At 39.4% G+C, this 22,021-nt stretch carries 22 protein-coding genes; 15 read left to right on the top strand and 7 right to left on the bottom strand.

Annotated features, from left to right (window positions below; genetic code table 11):
* Nucleotides 1–108: 108 nt before the first annotated feature.
* Together V6C71_23310 and V6C71_23305 are read right to left on the bottom strand one after the other, a co-directional pair.
* Nucleotides 109–393 (bottom strand): DUF1822 family protein, encoded by a 285-nt coding sequence (locus V6C71_23310; GenBank protein HEY9771384.1) that lies wholly within the window; start codon nucleotides 391–393, stop codon nucleotides 109–111.
* A gap of 5 nt (nucleotides 394–398) precedes the next feature.
* Complete coding sequence (locus V6C71_23305) at nucleotides 399–620, bottom strand: hypothetical protein (GenBank protein ID HEY9771383.1); 222 nt, start codon at nucleotides 618–620, stop codon at nucleotides 399–401.
* A gap of 148 nt (nucleotides 621–768) precedes the next feature.
* Between V6C71_23305 and rnc the strand changes: the two genes are divergently transcribed.
* The 5 genes from rnc to V6C71_23280 all read left to right on the top strand — a co-directional run bounded on the left by rnc (nucleotide 769) and on the right by V6C71_23280 (nucleotide 5,360).
* Nucleotides 769–1,485 carry a ribonuclease III gene (gene rnc, locus V6C71_23300; GenBank protein ID HEY9771382.1) on the top strand — a complete coding sequence of 239 codons (717 nt, stop codon included), beginning with the start codon at nucleotides 769–771 and terminating at the stop codon, nucleotides 1,483–1,485.
* 360 nt (nucleotides 1,486–1,845) lie between these two features.
* A complete protein-coding gene (locus V6C71_23295) occupies nucleotides 1,846–2,325 on the top strand; it encodes a RimK/LysX family protein (protein HEY9771381.1) in 480 nt (159 codons plus the stop codon).
* Nucleotides 2,326–2,365: 40 nt separating this feature from the next.
* Nucleotides 2,366–3,271: a 30S ribosomal protein S6--L-glutamate ligase gene (gene rimK, locus V6C71_23290; protein ID HEY9771380.1), complete on the top strand. Its 906-nt coding sequence runs from the start codon at nucleotides 2,366–2,368 to the stop codon at nucleotides 3,269–3,271.
* Between the two features lie 20 nt (nucleotides 3,272–3,291).
* Nucleotides 3,292–4,242, top strand: a complete 951-nt coding sequence (locus V6C71_23285; GenBank protein ID HEY9771379.1) for a succinylglutamate desuccinylase/aspartoacylase family protein — start codon at nucleotides 3,292–3,294, stop codon at nucleotides 4,240–4,242.
* A gap of 50 nt (nucleotides 4,243–4,292) precedes the next feature.
* Nucleotides 4,293–5,360 carry a hypothetical protein gene (locus V6C71_23280; protein HEY9771378.1) on the top strand — a complete coding sequence of 356 codons (1,068 nt, stop codon included), beginning with the start codon at nucleotides 4,293–4,295 and terminating at the stop codon, nucleotides 5,358–5,360.
* A gap of 995 nt (nucleotides 5,361–6,355) precedes the next feature.
* Here V6C71_23280 and V6C71_23275 read toward each other — a convergent pair.
* Nucleotides 6,356–8,581: an alkaline phosphatase PhoX gene (locus V6C71_23275; protein HEY9771377.1), complete on the bottom strand. Its 2,226-nt coding sequence runs from the start codon at nucleotides 8,579–8,581 to the stop codon at nucleotides 6,356–6,358.
* A gap of 285 nt (nucleotides 8,582–8,866) precedes the next feature.
* Here V6C71_23275 and V6C71_23270 point away from each other — a divergent pair, with 285 nt between their 5' ends.
* The 4 genes from V6C71_23270 (at nucleotide 8,867) to V6C71_23255 (ending at nucleotide 13,183) form a co-directional block, all read left to right on the top strand.
* Nucleotides 8,867–9,526, top strand: coding sequence for a TVP38/TMEM64 family protein (locus V6C71_23270; protein ID HEY9771376.1), 660 nt, complete (start codon nucleotides 8,867–8,869; stop codon nucleotides 9,524–9,526).
* Nucleotides 9,527–9,749: 223 nt separating this feature from the next.
* Nucleotides 9,750–10,280, top strand: a complete 531-nt coding sequence (locus tag V6C71_23265; GenBank protein ID HEY9771375.1) for a zinc ribbon domain-containing protein — start codon at nucleotides 9,750–9,752, stop codon at nucleotides 10,278–10,280.
* Between the two features lie 25 nt (nucleotides 10,281–10,305).
* The gene (locus V6C71_23260) at nucleotides 10,306–11,007 is read left to right on the top strand and encodes a peptidase (protein ID HEY9771374.1); all 702 of its coding nucleotides are present in this window, start codon (nucleotides 10,306–10,308) and stop codon (nucleotides 11,005–11,007) included.
* A gap of 220 nt (nucleotides 11,008–11,227) precedes the next feature.
* Nucleotides 11,228–13,183 carry an AarF/ABC1/UbiB kinase family protein gene (locus tag V6C71_23255; protein ID HEY9771373.1) on the top strand — a complete coding sequence of 652 codons (1,956 nt, stop codon included), beginning with the start codon at nucleotides 11,228–11,230 and terminating at the stop codon, nucleotides 13,181–13,183.
* Nucleotides 13,184–13,474: 291 nt separating this feature from the next.
* Here V6C71_23255 and V6C71_23250 read toward each other — a convergent pair whose 3' ends face one another.
* The gene (locus tag V6C71_23250; protein ID HEY9771372.1) at nucleotides 13,475–14,068 is read right to left on the bottom strand and encodes a rhomboid family intramembrane serine protease; all 594 of its coding nucleotides are present in this window, start codon (nucleotides 14,066–14,068) and stop codon (nucleotides 13,475–13,477) included.
* A 591-nt stretch (nucleotides 14,069–14,659) separates the two neighbouring features.
* On the opposite strand from V6C71_23250, the gene psbU reads away from it, so the two are divergent.
* The gene (gene psbU, locus V6C71_23245; GenBank protein HEY9771371.1) at nucleotides 14,660–15,067 is read left to right on the top strand and encodes a photosystem II complex extrinsic protein PsbU; all 408 of its coding nucleotides are present in this window, start codon (nucleotides 14,660–14,662) and stop codon (nucleotides 15,065–15,067) included.
* Between the two features lie 111 nt (nucleotides 15,068–15,178).
* Nucleotides 15,179–16,798: an L-aspartate oxidase gene (gene nadB, locus V6C71_23240; GenBank protein HEY9771370.1), complete on the top strand. Its 1,620-nt coding sequence runs from the start codon at nucleotides 15,179–15,181 to the stop codon at nucleotides 16,796–16,798.
* Nucleotides 16,799–16,806: 8 nt separating this feature from the next.
* Here nadB and V6C71_23235 read toward each other — a convergent pair whose 3' ends face one another.
* From V6C71_23235 to V6C71_23225, 3 genes are all read right to left on the bottom strand, one after another.
* Nucleotides 16,807–17,034 (bottom strand): DUF2062 domain-containing protein, encoded by a 228-nt coding sequence (locus tag V6C71_23235; protein ID HEY9771369.1) that lies wholly within the window; start codon nucleotides 17,032–17,034, stop codon nucleotides 16,807–16,809.
* Nucleotides 17,012–17,407, bottom strand: coding sequence for a DUF2062 domain-containing protein (locus V6C71_23230; GenBank protein HEY9771368.1), 396 nt, complete (start codon nucleotides 17,405–17,407; stop codon nucleotides 17,012–17,014). Before V6C71_23230 ends, V6C71_23235 begins: the two co-directional genes overlap by 23 nt.
* A 190-nt stretch (nucleotides 17,408–17,597) precedes the next feature.
* On the bottom strand, nucleotides 17,598–18,383 hold the full coding sequence (locus V6C71_23225; GenBank protein ID HEY9771367.1) for a nuclear transport factor 2 family protein: 786 nt from the start codon (nucleotides 18,381–18,383) through the stop codon (nucleotides 17,598–17,600).
* Nucleotides 18,384–18,750: 367 nt separating this feature from the next.
* Here V6C71_23225 and V6C71_23220 point away from each other — a divergent pair, with 367 nt between their 5' ends.
* From V6C71_23220 to V6C71_23205, 4 genes are all read left to right on the top strand, one after another.
* The gene (locus tag V6C71_23220; GenBank protein ID HEY9771366.1) at nucleotides 18,751–20,157 is read left to right on the top strand and encodes a hypothetical protein; all 1,407 of its coding nucleotides are present in this window, start codon (nucleotides 18,751–18,753) and stop codon (nucleotides 20,155–20,157) included.
* Nucleotides 20,158–20,331: 174 nt separating this feature from the next.
* Nucleotides 20,332–20,511, top strand: a complete 180-nt coding sequence (locus tag V6C71_23215; GenBank protein HEY9771365.1) for a ssl1498 family light-harvesting-like protein — start codon at nucleotides 20,332–20,334, stop codon at nucleotides 20,509–20,511.
* Between the two features lie 143 nt (nucleotides 20,512–20,654).
* Entirely contained in the window at nucleotides 20,655–21,209 is a 555-nt protein-coding gene (gene psbP, locus V6C71_23210; GenBank protein HEY9771364.1) for a photosystem II reaction center PsbP, read from the top strand.
* 70 nt (nucleotides 21,210–21,279) lie between these two features.
* Nucleotides 21,280–21,885 (top strand): nucleoside triphosphate pyrophosphatase, encoded by a 606-nt coding sequence (locus V6C71_23205; GenBank protein HEY9771363.1) that lies wholly within the window; start codon nucleotides 21,280–21,282, stop codon nucleotides 21,883–21,885.
* Nucleotides 21,886–22,021 lie beyond the last annotated feature (136 nt).

Genomic DNA, 22,021 nt, shown 5'->3' with positions numbered 1-22,021 from the left:
TTTCACTCCAGCGATTAATATCTGACTCTGCCTCTGGATAAAGAGAATTCACGTCAATTTTTCTAGCCTCTCTAATTGCTCGATTAAATGGAGACGCTTGACTATCGTTTAAATCATAAAGTTTTCTACTTTAAACTGTTCATCCAAAGAAATTTCCACACTAAAATTTTCTCCTAGTTTGCCCCCAAAGCAAAACTCAATTGTCTCTGTCTGGTTAGCTTGAGCAATCATTACTGGACGATTTGTCTGGTCAACAATCACCAGCTCAAGCCCTTCTGGCAAATAATTATTGAACTGATGGTTGCAAACTGCGATCGAAACATCAAATTCTGCTTTACTTTGAGGCTGAATGTTTAAAATCAAGGCAACTGTATATTCGGGATCTGTACCCAACTGAACTAGCTTGACTCGACTAACTTCGGCAATCGGCTTTTTGGCTGATAAACTCTCACAGGAGTACCATTAAATCGACGACACAAAGGGCGCGATCGCAAAATAATCGCCGCAATCTGATTGATAACAGACAGTTTTTGTTCAGCATTGGTGATAGTTTGAACCTGTAGCAAAAGCTGCTTGATTAACTGATGCCGTTCTCGTTCAAATTGGTTGATCCCAGTCATTAATTAACGATATGCTCAAAACTAAAAATGTTTAGCTCAGGGGTAATACTTACTTCTATTACCAATGATTAATTTATGGGTTATGTTATAAAACTTAATATATAGCCTTTTTTAGTTTGCTTTAATTAAGTTCTTTGTTAGGTAACCAATGATGCCAAAATTACCGTCATTCAAAAATCTTACTCTGTTGGATTTAGCCTTAACTCATAGTTCTTATGTCAATGAACATCCTGAAGTGGGACAGGATAATGAACGTCTAGAATTTTTAGGCGATGCAGTTTTAGGCTTTGTAATTGCCGAGATGCTTTATACTATGTATCCTATGATCGATGAAGCTCAACTAACTCATTTGCGATCGCGATTAGTAGACGAAAAACAGCTTGGCCAATTAGGAGCAGAATTTAATTTAGGAAAACTAATGCGTCTGGGGAAAGGAACAGATCGAGATGGCGGCAGAAATAATCCTTCTTTACTTAATGATACTTTCGAGGCTACCTTAGGAGCATATTTTTTAGATGCAGGGATCGAACCAGTTCGCCGTTATATTCTAGATATATTTCAGCCCTTGGCAAGACTGCTAGTCGATCGCTCTTTACTCTCTATAGCAGATTTGCAAGATGACTCAGCTAGACCACTCGAAACGTTTATTGATAGCAAAAATCGTTTTCAGCAATGGGCGTTAGCCACATATAAAACCAAGCCCATTTATCAAATTATTGCCGAATCCGGACCAGATCATGCCAAGAAATTTACGGCTCAAGTTTTAATCAACGGCAAGCCTTATGGTGTTGGCACAGATCGGCGTAAACAAGAAGCGGAAAAAAGAGCAGCCGAAGCAGCATTAAGCAAAATTCAAACCGTTTAACAAAATGCTAAATCAGGAATTTTAGCCTTTAATTAAACAATCTTTTAATACTGAGGCTGCCCAAATCCATAGCTACGATAGAAATTAAATGGTAGGATTCTATACATTACAGGAAACAATTCGGACTATCCTGTATATGTACCAAAAATCGTACATCACAGTTCGTGGGACTCCAAAGGTGTCAGTGGTTGCTGATGCCTTTTTCTTATCAAAAACGTACCTATCCAAAAAATGTTATCTAAAAGTAACCACGCCTAATAGTACACAATATATGCAAAATAATCATCTAAAACCTCAGTCGTTTAACTGAAAATTTTTCAGCAATTCGGCTTATATTCATCCCAACTGCCCATATTTTCTGTGTCTAATGTGTTTAAACCTAAAAATTACGATTACGACAACTCTCAATCTTTTGGGATTATCGGTTGGCGAGAATTTGTTACTTTGCCACAGCTAGAAATTAACCAGATTAAAGCAAAAATTGATACGGGCGCCAGATCTTCTGCTCTTCATGCTTTTAATATTCGGGAATTATCACAAAACGGCAAACGAATAATTCGTTTTCAGGTTCATCCAGTTCAGCGCAACAGCAAAACTACTAAGACTACCCAGGCAGAACTACTAGAATATCGAAAAATCCGCAACTCTGGGGGCATAACTCAACTAAGACCTGTAATTAAAACTGAAGTCAAACTAGGTGACCAAAGCTGGGTCATTGAACTATCTTTAACAGATCGAGATGTCATGGGTTTTCGGATGTTATTAGGTAGACAGGCGGTGCGTAATAAGTTTTTAGTCGATCCAGGAAAATCTTTTCTTCAAAGTCGCCGAAAACTCTAAAAATATAGGTATCTTAAAGAGTACTTATCGTTTGCACAGCATGAAAATAGCAATTCTTTCCCAAAACCCTGCACTTTATTCTACAAAGCGTTTGAAAGAGGCGGGAGAAGAACAAGGGCATGATGTACGAATTATCAATTACCTACGTTGCTATATGAATATTACTTCTAAAAAACCCACCATAGTTTATGGCGGTACGCCCTTAGAAAATGTAGATGCTATTATTCCTCGCATTGGTGCTTCCAAGACTTTTTATGGTACTGCGGTAGTTCGACAGTTTGAACTCATGGATGTTTTTAGTCCTAATGAATCTCAGGCAATTTCTCGTAGCCGAGACAAGTTACGCTCGATGCAGATTTTGGCTAGGGAAGGAGTCGGTTTGCCCGTGACGGGATTTGCCCATGCAACTCAAGATATAGACGGCTTGATTGAAACTGTAGGTGGCGCGCCTTTGGTAATCAAACTACTGGAGGGAACACAAGGCATCGGGGTTGTTTTAGCAGAAACTTATCAGGCAGCTAAATCGGTTATTGAAGCTTTTCGCGGGTTAGATGCCAATATTCTGGTACAGGAATTTATTAAAGAAGCGGGAGGCGCAGATCTACGTTGCTTTGTATTGGGCGATCGCGTAATTGCCGCCATGAAACGACAGGGAGCAAAAGGAGAATTCCGCTCTAATCTTCATCGTGGGGGTAATGCCGAAAAAATAACTTTATCTCCAGAGGAAAACAATACGGCAATTAGAGCAGCTAAGGCGATGGGATTAAAAATTGCTGGGGTTGATTTGTTGCGCTCTAATCATGGGCCAGTAGTGATGGAAGTTAATTCTTCTCCTGGTTTAGAAGGAATTGAGAAAGCAACGAAAATTGATGTGGCAGGAAAAATAATTGATTTTATTGCCAAAAATGCTGTGGAAGCAGACAATAGCGATCGCATTAAATATTAACTAATTATAATTCAAACTAAGTGCCAGATAATATAATTGAAATTGCCAAGGAAACGATTGAACCAGGACAATTACGTCGCTTTGAGCTTCCTGTTAGTCGTTTGGCCACTCAAACCTTAGTTTCTCTTCCTATTGCTGTAGTTAACGGTATTGAGTCAGGGCCAACACTATGGCTGAGTGCAGCAATTCATGGTGACGAATTAAACGGGGTTGAGATCATTGCTCAGATTTTGGCCAGAATAAATCCTCAAAAGCTTCGAGGAGCTATCATTGCTGTTTCTATTGTCAATGTTTTTGGCTTTATTGAACAATCTCGATATCTTCCCGACAGGAGAGATCTAAATCGCTCTTTTCCTGGTTCGGAAAGCGGCTCTCTTGCTTCTCGACTAGCCGATTTATTTATGCGAGAAATCGTCGAGCGTAGTACTTACGGCATCGATCTTCATACCGCAGCAGTTCATCGGATTAATTTACCGCAAATTCGTGCCAACTTAGAAGACGAAACTACTTATCACTGTGCTAAAGCCTTTGGCGCACCTTTGATGATGCACTCCACTACCAGGGATGGTTCTTTACGCCACGCAGCTACCAAAAAAGGTATACCTGTTTTACTTTATGAAGCGGGGGAAGCTCTTCGTTTTGACCCTATGGCAATCAAGGTTGGTGTAGCTGGCATTATGGGAGTAATGAATTATTTAAAGATGTATCAGGACGAACTTGCACCAATCGTAGGAAATTCTTTAGAAAGTAGAAAAAGTAAATGGATTAGAGCCTCCAGTGGCGGAATTTTTCATTTGGAAGTTAATTTGGGAGATAAAATTGCTCGCAGACAAGAGTTAGGCTTTATTACTAATGCTTTTGGCGAAAGGCGGATTCCAGTTCGTGCCAAATTCGGTGGCATAGTTATCGGTCACATTCAAAACCCCTTAGTTAACCAGGGTGATGGCATCATCCACGTAGCGATTATTTAAACTCTAATATAGTTTGATAACCGATAACTTGATAACTTGATAACTGCTATATGTCTCTTTCTTTTGATGCTACCTCTGCCCAAAAAAAAATCGATCAGTTTTGGCAACTTCCTGCTAGCTTCGGTATGGAAAGAAATGCCTATCATAACTATCTTAACGAGATTGTAAGCGATCGCTATGCTTTGATCAACGGCTTACAATTATTACGAGACGAGCTACAGTTGGCTGCTTCAAGTAATACCGATATACACATTTGTGGAGCAGATTTAAGCTTGCCTAGCGTAGTTACTACTTTAGCTTACACTAACTGTGGCGATCGCATTCACCAAGGAGAAGTTACCAAACGCTATCGGGACGTAGTAGCATCTCGCTTTGCTACCTTGTCAGAAATTGGCGAACTTAAGCTCGAGGCATTCTTTCCCGCAGGCGGTGGGACAGACAACGGCGCAACTCTAGCTCATGTTACAGTGGCTCACCAGATGGACGAACCACTACGCCGAAGACTATACGAGGGCAATTCTCAGTCAATGGTGTTAGTAGCAACCGACCTTAAAACCCATGTAGGACGTTTAGAAGAAAACAACAAGCGCATCTATGGTAAAACCCGTGAATCTCCTTGGCGAGAACCTCGTCATGCCTGTGGTGCAATTGTCGGCGCATTATCTAACTATCATCCCCATAACATGATTCATCGTCGTATTCGAGACGATTTGGGGGAAAAAAACTTTCAATATCTTTCTACCCGCAAAATTTTTACCGATGATGGTATCGATATTACAATGGCGGTAGCTGCTGCAATTGTAGCAATTCGTGGGATTCGTAATACGGCGATGGCAATGACTCAAGAAATAGATGAACGTGGACTAGCTCATCTGACAGCAAGTACTACCGTTAATCGTCCCTCACGAGATGATTTAGTGATTTATCTGGCAAGAGCAACAGTTTTTAATGGTAAAGTGCGAATTCAAAGTTTAGGCGCAAAAGCTGAATTGTATAGTGGCAAATTGATTCAGTATGCAGGAGAAAAACGGCTACAGTTAACCTATGACAATCTTAATAGCGAAGCTTTGCCTGTGGAAGAAATTCCTTATCAAATTAAATATTCAGGACTAGGTTAGATACAATCTTCGGGAGAGGGAACAACCAAACTGTTGTCTGTTCCCTCTTGCCCTGAATAAAATTCAAATTTGGCTTGGTATTATTCAATCAGAATTAGCTATATTGATTTGATAGTAGAAAGCGCGATCGCTTTTTAGCTAATAAAATACAACAGAATTTATATGTATTTACGAAAAATTAAATTTACCTTTTTCTTCTAGTTTCCACTGATTTGCTGAGAGTTTGGTTACTATTGCAGGTCTAATTAAATGATAGCTAGAGTATTGTGGATAATATTCAGCTAGATCGAATAAGATTTTGGCAACGGTTAAAAATGTTTATGTAGCGTTGGTTATTTGATGTATTTCACTTGGTATTAAAAAGTAAGCACCCAAATAATTAATAATCCAGTATTTACCGTGAGGGGTATTTTCGAGGATAATTGCCTCTAGTTTATGGAATGTAATTTGTTCTAAAGTGTCTACGGTAATTGCAACTTTTGCTACTATTTTATTTAAAGTAAGCTTTTGATCTTGAGTATATGCTTGTCTGAATTGAGATATTTTAGTTTTTAAATCTATTTTTCTGTCTTGAGTATTTTGAATTTCTACATCTTTAAGTTGGTTTTGATTAATTGATATAAACTCCGTTTTTTATTTGGCTTTTTTCTAGTTAATAACTTTACATTATAAGTTAGATATAACCCATCAATTTTATGAAAAACATTGGACAACAAAGAAAGCTATCGCAATTTTTAATGACTGTGATTTATATCCTTCACACTAATTAGTTAAAATAATCAATTAACAATTTATCGAGCTTGATTATTTTTTGACTAATAAAAAAATTACCCCTATTAAAAGCATGGTGATTAATATAAATTAACCAAAATAGAGGTAAATAATTGTTTTAATACGCTATTCAATTTTATGTTCGAGAAACAATGATAGTTATCGCTCAGTAGCAAACTAAGTTAAGCGCATTCTCGTCACCCACATAGTGATAGTGTCAATATCTAAACTATTGTCTTACCGTTAACTCGACGAATTGCCACGACTCCAGGTAAAGGAGGTTGATTAACTTTGCCACTGGGCCAATTTGAACCAAGAGGAACTTGACGCTGTTGTTTAAATACTGTGCCGTCTGTCGCCAGTAATTCAAAATTTCTCGATTCTCGTGCCATTTCTTGGCGAATGCCGTTCTTTTCGCCTGGGTGCTGAATAGACAAAAATAAGTTGTTATCATCTCGATCAAAGGCTAAGCCAGTACATTCGCACTCTATAGGTCCGATCGCAAAAGGATAAATCTTGCCTGCGTCATCTCCAGATAAAGGAATATACCACAGGGAGTTATTGCCGAATACTCCTGTTAAGTCGCTACCTGATAGTGCTACTCCGTTTTCGGTTCGGCTAGAAATAGCTACATTATGTTTTTCGGTAGACATATCTGTGACTACCCAGAGATTTCCTGACTTGTCTAGAGTCAAGTTATCAGGATTAGCAAAACCAGCACCCCCTTTGGCTACTTCTCCTCCAGTGGCTAACATACTCCAGGTAAAGCTGAGAGAAGCAGGATCGTTATCATCTTCTTCTAGCTTCATGATCCAGCCGTATTCATAGTCAGATTCGCCATCAGGTCCGACAAAAATCGCTTTATCGGGGCTTCCATCACTGCCAGCAGAACCAGAGGTAAAAGCAACAAACAACGTACCATTATCGCCAATAATCGTATCTTCGGGTCGAGAAGTACAGGTGACTCCTGCTGCACTAGCTGCAAAGTGAGCATCAATTAAGATTGCTCCTTGGGTTTCTTGAAAGCTATTACCCTGATATAAGTCTCCCAGAGTTTTATACTGGGCAACTAAAGACTGCGCCTGTTCTTCTGTCTCTACTTCCATTACGCCGCCAGCAGTGCGCTCGCTGTTGGGCAAGATAACCATTCCCCCCACTACCTGACTGGGTGATACGGGATTAACTAAAGTTTCAGGACGCAAAGGAATCCATTCTCCTACCCCATTAGGAGCAAGTTTTGCACCATAGAGAATTCCTGATTCAAACAAGCGGGAGTTACTCTTATCCTGGCGATTAAATATTTTTCCGCTACTAACAAACTTATATAAATGTCCGCCACGGCGATCACATCCTGAATACACTGCCAAGTTTTTTCCTGCCACAGCACGTATGCCAAAGGCTTCATGGCGATAGCGTCCCAGCCAAGTATGCTTAGTGCCGTAATCATCAGGGTTAGTTGGGTCAATTTCTACCATCCAACCGTATTTATTGCCTGCTAAACCAAATACATTTGCTCTACCGTCTACCTCTCCAGCAGTAATTAAAAATGGTGTCTCACTAGGATCTAAAGATGAACCATCTGCCATTACTGCTTCTGGTACTTGATCCTGAAAATTCTCTTCGGCACTCAGGACTGTTCCCCAAGGGGTTGTACCTCCCGCACAGTTTTGAAACGTGCCAATAATGCGATCGCCCAAACCATCTTCATAACCTAGTTTGTTCGGTTTAGTAAATATCGCTACCGCAGCACCAGTAGATTTAAGAGCCTGATTTGGATTATCCATGCCAGAAATTCCCGTAACTCGGCGATCAACATCGGAATAAGTCCGTTCCCACTTACCTTCGGTATTACGCTTAACTGATATTACTCCTAGTCCCTGGTCGATGAATCCTTCTCTAGAGACTTCAATGATTTTTGCTTTCAACTCCTCGTCTTCAAGATTAAAAGCATCAATTTCACCTTCCTGGGGTTCGGCTAGAGCAATTAACTCGGCAAAAGGAAGTTGCTTGCCTACGATCTGCTGATAAGTTTGCATCCATATTCCACCGCTAATATATTCAAAATTAACCGTGAGATATCCTTCATTGGGTGCAGTTTCTATTAGAGATAGATAGTCATTGTTATAACCAAACCGAGAATCGCCAACGCGATCGCCCCAAGCAGCAATTAGATCGTAGGTGAAACCTTCGGGCAAAACCAAATCATCTTGAACCTCATAGCTAGCATAACTCTCGATCTGTTGAGCAATTGAAAGTTGTTCTACCTTTAAAGGCAAAGGAACTTTAACAGGTTGAAAACCTAAGCTAGAGCTATTTTTTGCCAACGCTCCAGGGTTGGTTTGAGCCACAGCTTGAGATCCTGATTCGATTTTTCTTCCCCATGAGCCTGAAACGATAGAGCCTGCACTAGCACCGAGAAATAACAACAATTGGCGACGATTTACGTTCATGTCAAAATGTATTTGAGCGAAAAATAAAGCTAATTTTTGAGCGTAGTTGAATTGGAGTTCCGAAACACCGCATTCCCCACGCTATCCAACGCAAGATAGAGGGAATTTATTTCCGTATCTATAATTGCGCTGTTGAGAAATTATTATTCTTAAGTTAAACTCCGAATGTTAACAACTTATTAACTAATAGTTTTATTTCTTTATCTGAATATTTATATATCTAGCAATTCTTAAATTTCATCATCTGCTCTAGTTAGTTCTAGAGGACAATTTTCAAAATATATTATGGTTTTTTTGCAAGAATGGCTTTTTCACGCACAACACTGGCTTAGTTCTCTAGGTTATTTGGCTTATCCCGCTTTTGCTAGCATTTATCTCTCAGCAACCTTGTTTGGTTTGCCAGCAATTTTTCTTTTTTTAGCTGCGGGAAGTTTATTTGGCTTTGTTCCTGGTTTAATCGTAGTCTCGTTTGCCGATACCTTAAGTGTGGCAATATGTTATTTGTTAGGTCGTACAGTGGCTCGCAAAAAGGTTAGTCAATGGATTTCGCAACGTCCTCACTGGGGCGAATTTGATCGCGCAGTAGCCAGAAAAGGATGGAAAATAGTTTTCTTAACTCGCCTGTCGCCCATCGTACCGTCCAACATCCTAAATTACGGCTTTAGTTTGACTAAAATTAATTTTTGGCAATATTTGTTTGTTTCTTGGTTGGCAATGCTGCCTGTAATTGCTTTGTATGTTTATTTAGCTTCAGTGGGAACTAATTTGCTCTCTGGTAGTGAAGATCCTAAGCAAATTACCGCTTCAATAATTGGGTTGATTACTAGTTTGATGGCGATCGCCTATACAACTAAACTAATGCACGGTACTTTATTCCAAAAACCGGCAAAGCAAACCTCAGTTAAATGTCAAAAAGCAAAAAAAAGAGAAAAAGCTCAACGGTAGTAAAGCCAACACTCTAAGTTCAACTTAGTCTATGGTGAATCTCTGTTATCTGCCTAAAAGTTATTTAGATTTATTTGTCTCTAATTGACTCTAATTAATTAGCCTACTAGTCGAAAACCATAATTTAAAAATATCTTTATTCTGTGCGTCTCGTATTGGACGGAAAATTACATCAGTAACAAATTTATACGAGCGAATAATAATTAACTTTAGAGCAGGGTTTATGGCTTATGCGGCAATTCTGAGCAATACCCAGAAGCTAGCGATCGCGCTTTGGGGAACACAAACTCAAATTACTTTGATGATGAGCAGTGCTGGGCAACAACAAAGTCAAGGCAGCAGTTTTAGTACGGGAAAGTGGATCTCGAAGCCCAAGTTATTTAAAGTTGGAGCGAGTTTTGTACTCCAAATAGATACTGAAACCGGTTCATATTACATTCAAATTCAGCACAATAGTATTAGCACAATCGCTCCTATTTCTACCACAGACTATCCAATGGTGGACTTGAAAGAGGTGCCTGAGTCTGGTCAAAAACCTTTTGACATTAAACCAATGCAGCCGATGCAGCCGATGAAAATGGACAATATGTCGATGGATATCAATTCGATGTCAATGCAGATGGGAAATATGGCTATGAGCTTGGCAAATCAATCAAAAACTAATGTGACCAAGCAATTTTGCTCTCAGTGTGGCACACAAGCCAAGGAAAGCGATCGCTTTTGCCGTAGTTGTGGTCATCAACTAAATAAATAACTGCTCTCAAAAAGTAAAAAAGTATATGACTTATTGCCTGGGTATTATCAATAAATTCGGCATCGTGATGGCTGGCGATTCCCGTACTAATGCAGGGGTAGACTATATCTCTACATACAAGAAACTGTTCGATTTATCCGTACCAGGCGAAAGAGTAATTGTCATCTGTGCTTCGGGTAGCCTTTCAGTTACTCAGGGAGTATTAACCAGGCTCAATCGAGATATTCAAAATCAAGAAAGCAAAAATTTGCATACTCTAGCTACCATGTATGATATTGCTGCCTATATCGGCAGTAAAAGTAGAGAGATTCAGGAATTAGATCGCCCCTGGCTCGAAAAAGACAAGATCGACTTTAGCTGTAACTTTCTCTTAGGTGAGCAAATTATTGGCGAAAATCCACAGCTATATTTAATCTATCCTCAAGGGAACTTTATTCAGGCAACTAAAGAAACTCCTTTTCTTCAAATTGGGGAAACTAAATATGGAAAACCCATCATAGACCGCACCATAGCCTATGATACGCCCCTAGAAGATATCGCTAAATGCGCTTTACTATCGATTGATTCAACCATGAAATCAAATATTTCAGTTGGACCACCGATCAATTTGATTATGTATAAAACCGATAGCTTCGATCTCTGCGATACTCTAGAATTACGCCTTGGTGCGCCTTACCTAGCCAAAATCCGTACTCTTATGGCAAAAATCCGTACGCCAAGCTTTTGAAGCTATGCCTGATATTGATTGGGAGCATGAATCGACTATGCCTGGAGAAGATATTTATTTAGACTAAGCGATTTATTGTCATCTCTAATTGCTGAAGAATGTATTCGGTAATACCCAATTCTCAAAACACAGCTTGGAACTTTAGTCTTAAGAGAGAGGAGTTTATCTCTATCTGTTGTTACAATTATTCATAAAACTTGTTAACGTCAGTCTTAAAATTATGCCTTACGAGACATTATCATCTCCAATAGACACCATCACCGTACCATCACAGGCGATCGATACTTACGAAGATACTGAATTAGCATACGACGAGCCAAATGCTGACTGGCGTTACAATTCAGAAACCAACAATGCTAGATATCGTAATCGCCCTTTTACAGTACTCAGTCGGCTGATTAGCATCTTGTTCCTTTTTACTAGGTTTGCCTTGGGAGTATGGTGGGACAACTTGACTGGAAATTCCATTCTTAAGCAGAAAAAAAGAGCGCGTCAGCTCATTAAAATATTGACTAAGCTAGGACCAGCATATATCAAGATCGGTCAGGCTTTGTCTACCAGACCTGATGTAGTCCCTCCTGCTTATTTAGAAGAATTAACTACGTTACAAGATAAAATTCCTTCTTTTTCCAACGAAGTAGCATTTCGCTTTATTGAAGAAGAACTTGGCAAAAGACCAGAAGATATTTACGCAGAGCTTTCCCCTCAACCGATTGCTGCTGCATCTTTAGGACAAGTCTACAAAGGTCGATTAAAAACAGGAGAAGAAGTTGCAGTCAAAGTGCAACGTCCCGATCTCAACCGCCGCATTACTCTTGATATTTATATTATGAGAATGTTAGCAGGTTGGGTACAAGATAATATTAAACAGGTTCGCTCTAACCTGCGATCGATTATTGATGAGTTAGCCGAGCGTATTTTTGAGGAAACTAACTATAACCAGGAAGGACGCAACGCCGAGAAGTTTCAAGAGTTTTACGGTTATATAGAGGAAATTTATGTTCCTAAAATCTATTGGGAATATACGGGTAAACGTGTCCTCACCATGGAATGGATCAGTGGCACTAAGCTCACTGATATTGATGCTGTACAGGCTCAGGGAATCGATGCTACCCATCTGGTGGAAATAGGGGTAGAATGCTCTCTCAGACAGCTGCTAGAACATGGTTTTTTTCATGCCGATCCTCATCCTGGTAACTTGTTAGCAATGGCGGATGGCAGATTAGCTTATCTAGATTTCGGTATGATGAGCCGTATCAAGCCTTATCAAAGATATGGTCTAATTGAAGCTGTGGTTCACTTGGTCAATCGCGATTTTGAATCATTAGCTGAAGATTACGTCAAATTAGACTTTTTAACCCCAGGAACGGACTTAAGACCTATTGTTCCAGCTTTAGCTAACGTATTTGGTAATGCTTTGGGTGCGACTGTTGCTGAATTGAACTTCAAAAGCATCACCGATCAGATGTCGGCGATGATGTATGAGTTTCCTTTTACCGTACCTGCTTACTATGCTTTAATCATTCGTTCGATGGTTACTTTAGAAGGAATTGCTATCGGCATCGACCCAGAGTTTAAAGTTTTGAGTAAAGCTTATCCCTACATTGCCAAACGTTTATTAACCGACCCTGCACCCGAATTAAGAGCATCTTTAAAAGACTTGTTGTTTAAAGAAGAAGGTTTTCGTTGGCATCGTTTGGAAAACTTGCTGAACAATGCTACTAGTTCTAGAGATTACGATTTTGATAGCGTAGTAGATCAGGGTCTTGATTATTTATACAGCGATCGCGGTGCATTTATTCGCGATCGCATTGCCGATGAGTTGGTCAATGCAATTGATAGTTTAGGACGTAGAACAATATTTAGTATTTCTACCGCTTTTCGCCAGCAAGTAGGTTTAGCCGTGCAGGAAACTCCTGCCGAATATCGACAAGATTCTTATACGATGACTCATCTGAAAAATATTGTTGGTATTCTACAGCAAACCCCAGGTTTTGATCCTACTCACTTAGTCTCGATTATTGCCAAGATAATTACTAAGCCAGAAACTCAAAAAATGGGACAGAAGGTGGCCGAAAGACTGACTCAAAAAATGGCAGCAAGACTAATTAGAAACTTGCTAATCGAAGATACTAAGCCAGAAATGCGCCCAGCTTTACCAGCGGTTAGTCGGTAATATTAAGTTGTACCTGTTACTTTTGATAACAGGTACAACCAGCTAATAGCTCAATAAGAAAAAGAAGCACAATCATTTGACGTGCTTCCCTCAACTATATTACCGAGTTGATAGTAATAACGGACGAGTAATCTGTCATTACTATCTTTATTATTTCATGAGTCTTTAGTATTACAGTTAACTTTACTTAATCTTTGCTCTAAATACATCTTAGATATATATTCTGTATTTTGTAGCCTAAAAGCATTGGGCTAAAACAAGACAAGTATCTATGCTCAAATTTACGATTAACTAGCCACGAAATTTCTTTTCTTGAGCAACCGTTTTAGCGGCGATCGCGCCACCAATAAAGCCAAACAAATGTCCTTGCCATGAAACTCTGACATCGGAAGGAAACACCCCCCAAATAAAGCTACCATAGACAACCGCCACCAAGATCGACAGAGCGATCGAGGGAAAGTTTTTCTGAAAATAGCCTCGTAGCAGTAAAAAGCCCAGGTAGCCATAAATTAGAATACTTGCACCTATATGAACTGAGTTAGGTGCAGCAAATAGCCAAACTCCAAGCCCGCCAACTAAGGCACTGACAATTGAGGCAATATAAAAATCGCTAGTTTCTTGGATCATGGTCAACCACCCCAAAGTAAGAAAGGGAATGGTATTAGCTATCAAGTGTGCAAATCCGCCATGAAGAAATGGCGCAAACAAGATTCCTCTCAACCCAACTAAACTATGAGGTTGAATACCATAACTATCCAAGCTGTTGTTAAATACAAATTTGTCGAGAATCTCAACCACCCAGAATATAGTGATTGAAACAATCAAAACCTTAAACTCTTTCAAAATTAGTTTCTGCTTTACTGGTTTTCGATAATAGCTACTCATGTTTGATTATAAATTATTTACCTATGAATCTGTTTAGAAGTAAAAATAGTGAATCTCGACATTTTTATCAGCCTTGGTAATACCTGTTGGTCATGACTATAAATAACCAAGGTATGGTCGGCAGGTTTGAACTAGGCAACGCAACTGAATAATGCTGACTTTAATAAAGTAAAACAATAGGGTTGCTATTTAAAAAACTCAAAGTTCACAGTTCCTCAACACAACAGTGACAGACGTGATGTCGTCATTAAACGATCGCAGAAGGCGGTGAATAACTGACGCTCTAAGCGGGCTTAGCCCCGATTATTGTCTTAGTCTGCATTAAACAAGTTCAATAGACAAACTGCTCAATTATGTATACGGTTGACCTATTTTGTCGAGTAACAATCGTGATTACTAAAACTTAGTATTTGAAAAATGTGGTGAAAGAATTATGATATATAACAACGTCATTTGTTCAGAGGCTTTGAGTGTATTAAATACACGAAAACCTCATAAAGAAAAAATAGCAAACAAAAATTAACATTTATAGAGAAAATAAAATATTTCTCTGTGAGTAAAATATCTTCAGATTAAGGGGAATGAAAACCAATGAAAAAATTGATCGGTATTTTAGCTGCCGTATTATTGATTATAGGTTCTTGGGGATTTGCCAGCGCAGCCCAAGCTAGTGAGAGATTGTTTACAGTGCAGTCTTCGGCGTTGTTAGCTCGTGTCAATACGGCTGATGCCAAACGCAAAGAGTTGATTCAAGGGAAGCTCGATCTAAACAATAGCGACGTTAGAGAGTTTCGTAGACTACGAGGATTTTACCCTAATTTGGCTAGTAAAATTATTCAAAATGCTCCCTATGAGAGTGTAGAAGATGTTTTGGAAATTCCTGGCTTGAGCGACAGCCAGCTAGAGCGTCTGCAAGCAAATTTAGATGAGTTTTTTGTCACCGACATCGAAGCTTCGATGAATGCAGGAGGCGATCGCTATAATCCTGGACTATATTAAACAATAAAAATCCAGATTGATTTTTGTAACCGCGTTTCTAAATTGGGCGTGGTTTTTTTATCGCTATGTGGCATGATAAATGCCAATTAAGATCTGTCAGAATAATTAAAATTGAATTATCCTAAGTTTGATGTAGCTGTAGTGGGTTCGGGGGCTGCGGGACTCTACGGAGCTTTGTGTCTGCCTAATAATTTAAAAGTTGCTTTAATCACCAAAGATCGATTAAATACGGGGGCTAGTGATTGGGCGCAGGGCGGTATTGCCGCTGCTATTAGTCCAGAAGATTCTCCTCAGCTGCATTTAGACGATACTTTAAAAGCTGGGGCAGGCTTGTGCGATCGCGATGCAGTACAGTTTTTAGTCGATCATGCTGCTGATTCGATTCAATCACTGGTCGAAATGGGGGTAGCTTTTGATCGACATCAAAACCAACTATCAATGACTTTAGAGGCTGCTCATTCTCGCTCCAGGGTACTCCATGCTGCGGATACTACAGGTAGAGCGATTGTAGCCACTTTAGCACAACAGGTATTACAAAAGAGCAATATTCAGGTATTGTCTCAAGCTTTTGCGCTTGGGCTTTGGCTAAATTCAGAGCGCAGATGCCAGGGAATAAGTATCTTAAAAGACAGTAAGATCAGCTGGATTCAAGCTTCAGCAGTGATTTTAGCTACAGGCGGCGGCGGACAAGTCTTCTCTCAAACAACCAATCCTGAAGTTAGTACAGGAGATGGAGTGGCGATCGCCTGGCGAAGTGATGCCATAATTAGGGATCCCGAATTTGTTCAGTTCCATCCTACTGCCCTAACAGTGACTGGCGCACCAAGATTTTTGATTAGCGAAGCGGTTAGAGGAGAAGGAGCGCATCTAATCGATCGAAGCGGACGACGTTTTGCTTTTGACTATCATCCAGATGGAGAATTAGCCCCTAGAGATGTAGTTAGCCGAGCTATTTTTACCCATCTGCAAAAAACAGACCAGAGCGAGGTTTATCTGGATTTACAGCCAATTCCTCAAGATAGAATTCGCTATCGCTTTCCCAATATTATTCGTGTCTGTCAGCATTGGAACGTGGACTTATTTACTAAGCCGATTCCTGTTGCTCCTGCCGCTCACTATTGGATGGGGGGAATTGCCGTAGATACGATGAATCAAACCTCAATTTCTGGACTATATGCTGTAGGAGAAACCGCCAGCACTGGGGTTCATGGAGCCAACCGTTTGGCAAGTAATTCTTTACTCGAATGCGTAGTTTATGCAGCTCAACTGGCAAAATTAGAACCTCAGGCTTTGGATACTGTTGCATTAGAGACAAAAGAAATATCTGCTAACTGGGAGGAGGAAATCGAATTAGTTATCTCCGTTAGAAAGCAGCTACCCGACCTAATTTGGCAGAGTGCAGGTATTTGCCGTACTGCGGAAATTATGGAGCAGGCGATCGCCATGGTAACCTCCTGGCGATCGCAACTTAGCGATCTAGCTCTCCATCGATATGTGAGCGATTTATCTCCCGCTCGACAAATTCAGCTGATTCATCCTGCAGCAGAATCTCAGCTAAAGCTATATGCCGAAACGCTTAACTTACTTGATATTGGCTACTTAATCCTCAAAAGTGCGATTTTTCGTACCGAAAGTCGTGGAGGACATTATCGTCTTGATTATCCCTATACTTTAGCTGACTGGGAACAACACACGATTATTCAGGGTAAAAAATGGGCTAAATCGCCTTGAAGATCGGTTTATTTTCTGGTGTTTCTTCTCTTGATTTTACGACGAATAACGCCGCGATCGCGCCAACGTTCTAAAATTGCCAAACCGTAAAAGTAAGTAATGACGGCTAAAATTATTCCCACTACAAAGCTGCCCGTTAGCAGCGTAATGGCAAAAGTTGAGCCCAATTCTTTAAATTCGGTAAATGATTCGATGTCTAAAGGCGGTGAGGTACTATCTTTTGTTCTCAGTAACAACTTGCCAATTTTGTAGTTGAAGACAAATAGTGGTACATAAGATCAAAGGGTTACTAATCCAAGTGGCAGCCACAGCAGCTACCTTGCTTCCACGGCAAATAGTCGCTAAAAAAATAGCAATCAGACTTTGAATGCCAAAAAAAGGAAAACTGCCCGCAAAAACACCTATGGCTAAGCCTTTAGCTACCGTTTTTGGTTTACCCCGTAATCTCCGCAGTTTTAAATAAGTCAGATGAATACGTCTTCTTAACCAAGATTGATGGCGTAACTGGTGGCGTTTGTGTTGATAACGAGGTGACAAAATATTTAATAAGCTTCTTTTAAAGTAGACTTTGCTCAATTGCCAATTACGCTGACGATATTTCTGGCTCATGTTGCAAAGTCCGTCAAATAAATAAAGAAGAGTTACATTAAGAATTACATAATTTAGATTAGCTGGATTAGGGATCATTTCTCCTGGCGCGATCGCTAATCAAACCATTGTCTTGAGCAAATAATAGGTTTACTTTACTTGTATTCTTGCCTGTAGACATCCATCTTTAGGTAAACAAACCCAGCTTTACTTAATTTTGTGGTTCATTTGACTTGGCTTTAATATTGATTCGATGAGTAATCATCGTCATCCCATCACCTCGAACCAAAATTGCTGAAAGCCAGTTGCTTTCGGGAAGCAAAGGAGCAGTCGCCACTTTATAAATTCCTCCCGCTGGCAATGGTTCTAATTCTAGTGCTGTAGGGTTAAGATACAGATTACCCGCCGTTTTCTCTTCCTGTACTGCCCCCAGCAAAACTTGCTCGCCCAAAGGTTCATTAACGATTAGATCGAAATTATATTTTTCTCCTGCTGTTACTACAGTTGGAGCATCAATTTGAACTTGAGGTGGGTTATTGCCAGAATTTAGCTGAGATTGTTCTGTCAAAATTTCCTGACGGACTAGCTTTTGGTTTTGAAAATACTGACGAGATTTAATAATAGAATTTAAGCGCGCTTTTCTTCCCTCAGTATTTTGAACGCCTTCAATAGTAGTTTTAGTTTCTGCTATCAGCTGATTTCCCTTTTGTGACCAAGACTCAATCTCTGTTGTGTATTCAAGTTCAGGATAACTATTCCAGATCCCAATCAAGGCATCACTCAGAGTTTCGGTAGTTAAGCCGTCCGTATTCGTAAAATTATCACTATAGTATTCTAGCAATTGCTCGATATCCTGATTATTGGCTGCATTTTCTATTCCAGAAATGATCTCGGTTAATTCCTCTGGTGCAGTAGCAGCACTTTCTCCTTGAACTGTATTTGCCAAACCACTCATAATTCCCAGATTTAGCAATAGAACAGTAGCAAATTTTCTCATGTGTTTAATTTTAATGAAGTTTAGTAAGCATATTTGAAACAACTTCGATGCTATCACGGGCTTTCGCAAGTAGCTCAATCTTTGATTTATCTATTCTTTAATCTATTCTCAGCCAATCTTTACGTAATCTTTACTATAGGCAAGAAAAAAAGATTCAGAATAGAATAATGGAGAAAGTAAAAAACTCGATAAGGCATCAATTACTAATGTATTTTTTTGTAGTTACAAAACTAAAGTTTTAATCAAAGACTAAACTACTTTTTGCCAATATTACTCTTAGCTAAAAAGGCTTGGTCTAAAAAATTTTTAGTTTGACTACTCGTTATCTAGTAAGCAAGTAACTGCTAATTTTATTCCCCGTATATGAATGAAAGCCATTGTAGCAAACGTCCTCTTTGGTGGAATTTTTGGCTGTCTTGGTTGGGCTAATTCTGCCGTGGCCAATCCCAAAATTGCCAACGCACCATCGGATATCTCCAAGACTCCAATTATTGCGACAAAACTCTTATCTCAACAAGGCTTTATCGCTGTGCCTCAACTATTTAGCTTAGTCGATCATATCTTGACGATTGACAAGTTTGATAGTTTAAATTCTCGGGTAAATTATGACCAGCCAATTATCTTTCCCAATAATAATAATGATAATAATATTAATGCTTCATTAAATCTCGACCGTGGTTTTGATTTGCCTTCAAAGAAACAGCCATATGCTCAGCAGTCGGAACAAATCGATCTGTCATTAGGTTTCCAAAGTGCTTTTTGGCCTGGAGTAAACAAACGCAAATTCTGGGGAGTGACTACTGTGGAACATTGGGGAGAAAGTAGTAATCCGCAGTTAAATCTACCTGAACTTGATTACACTAATTCAGCACCAGTATTAGCTGCGGGTAGTTCAACACTAACATTCTCTGGGGGAGGAAATAGCAACCTAACAAAAAAAGCAGTTTTAGATCGAGAAGTTAGCTCTAACCAAGAATCTCAAGAATTTCGTGGCGGAGTCGTATATCATCGCGGTATAGCCAAACAGGTAACTATGGGAGTAGGTTTTGTTTATGAGAATAATTTGGCTAGTTTTACTCAGCTAACTTACATGAGCGATATTCTGCCGATTAAAACTACTGTTTCGCTACTGGCAAAAGGATCGCAGATTGATTTACATTCACATCTAAATTTTAAACCTGCCCCAAATTTTGAGCTTAATTACTACAATGATGCAAAAAATCATAATTTTGATGTTAATTGGCGAGTCGCTTCGGGTTTAACTTTAATCGCTAGAGGCAATAGTCAACATAAATCCTATATTAGTGGGTTTAAAGTTGTGGTTCAAAATAACTATTTGTCTCTTTCGGCAATGGCAGCATTAGATAATAACTATAACTTGCAGTGGAAATTAAATTCGCAAATCGGTCGTTTTAAATTTGCTTACAGCAATAATCGGCAAATAAGTAGCTCTGAGCTAAATACCAATTTAATTAATTCAAAAAACTTAGGTTTTCAATGTTCAGCCTTCATTAAATATCAAACGAGCAAAGTCAAAAAAAATCAACATGAATTTATCGTTTGGGGCGGGAAGATACATTCTGCTACAATAGCCAACTCAAATCAACATTATTGGACGGTAGATTTTGGCTATGGTTCTGGTGACCACGGAAAAGGGTTAGTTGTCAATGGTTCTGTTGCCCTTAAGAGCGATCTATTTTTAAAATTGAACTATCAAGAAATCTCGGCGGTTTCTGATGAGACTCAAATTAAACTACAGCTAGGTTCTAACTAAATAGAGCTATTTTCAGGTGAGCAAAGTACGGCTTAATCGCCAGCTTAGAAATACCAACAGCTAGGTTGAAACGACTGGTATCTAAAGTAAATTCACAGTTTGATTGTGCGAGCGGATAAATAAGATTACTATTTATTAAGGTTTACAAATAAAAATAAGAGGAAATTAACATTTATGCCTTACACAGAAGAAGAAGGTGGATTACTAAATAATTTTGCTAGAGAACCTCAAATGTATACGGCAGATAAGCCAGATTCGACTGAAAAACGCAACTACGCAATCTTAGGCGTTTTAGCGTTTTTACTTTTGAGTGGTCTCATTGCAGTTGCGGTGTATGCTTCAGGTGCAAGCTAAGTTTTTAATTATTAAATTTTTGAGAAGCTATGATGATTTTGCCCCATGTTTAATTAGGGCGTGGGGTATTTCTACGTTATGAGACAATAAAAATTAAAAATTATCACATCAGAAAATAAATTTATCAAGGTAATCAAATAAAAATGTTTAAGTCGTTCTTCGCTGGATTATTAATTGTTTTAAGCTTAGTAATATCAAGCTGTTCAACGGGAGTAAGTGGATTACAAAGCTATGTTAATACCAGCAAGGGATATGAATTTCTTTATCCTAATGGTTGGATTCCCGTTAATTTAGGAACATCTGCCAGAAGAACTGTAGATGTCGTTTTTCGCGATCTAGTAGAAAGAACAGAAAACCTGAGTGTAATTATTGATGAAGTGCCTGACGATAAAACTTTAGAAGATCTAGGTAGTCCATCCCAAGTGGGATATCGCCTGCTTAAAGTAATTAACAGTACCCCAAACTCTGAAAGAGAAGCCGAGTTTATTAGAGCCGAGTCGCGTGATAATAAAGATCAAAAGTACTACCTTTTAGAGTATGAGGAGAATTTACCCGAACAGGGAGAAAGACACAACATTGCTAGCGTTGCAGTTAGCAGAGGTAAAATTTTTACTTTCAATTTATCTACCCCTCAAAGACGTTGGGATAAAGTCAAGGATAGTTTTGAAGTTGCAGCCAAATCTTTTACCGTTCGATAACTTTTGCGGAATCAAGGATGAAGATAATTCCTAATCTTTTATATTTATTTATGCAAATGATTAAGAGTCTATGAGTGTAAATAATGCGTCTGTGCGTTTTGTTTTGGCTTCTGCTTCTCCTGCTCGTTTAAAATTGCTGCGAATGGTAGGAATTGAGCCTCTTGTCTGTAAAAGCGATTTTGATGAAGATCGAGTCCAGATCGAAGAGGCTGAAAAACTGGTAATAACTTTAGCCAAATGCAAGGCTGAAGCTGTCGCACCTCAGTTTGAAGATGCGTTGGTGTTGGGATGTGATTCGGTATTAACCGTAAACGATCGCATCTATGGCAAACCAGAATCGCCTCAAATTGCGATCGCACGCTGGCGAGGAATGCGTGGAAAAACGGGAAAAATTTATACAGGTCATGCTTTGATCGACCTAAAACAGCAAAGGCAAATTGTCCGCTGCGGTATGACCGAGGTTTATTTTGCCAATATCAGCGATCGCACTATTGAAGCCTACGTTGCTACTGGCGAACCTCTCAGATGCGCTGGTAGCTTTGCTTTAGAAGGAAAAGGCGGGATGTTTGTCGAAAAAATTCAAGGCTGTCATAGCAACGTGATCGGCTTGAGCCTCCCCTTACTTTACCAAATGCTAGAAAACTTGGGCTACAATGTCACCAACTTTTGGCAATAGTCAGTTGGTTGAATATTTTTATACCAGCTAATCGAGTCAGAGATTACTCCGCCGCTTGCCCTAAAGGACTCCTAAAGGACGACGCCAAGGACGCGCCGCCAGGCGCTAATCATGCACGGGCTAGTCTATTACGGAT

Source organism: Coleofasciculaceae cyanobacterium, from assembly GCA_036703275.1.
Taxonomy (GTDB): Bacteria; Cyanobacteriota; Cyanobacteriia; order Cyanobacteriales; family Xenococcaceae; genus Waterburya.
The sequence above is the reverse complement of the archived record's forward strand: the minus strand, read 5'-3'. Positions and strand labels throughout refer to the sequence as shown.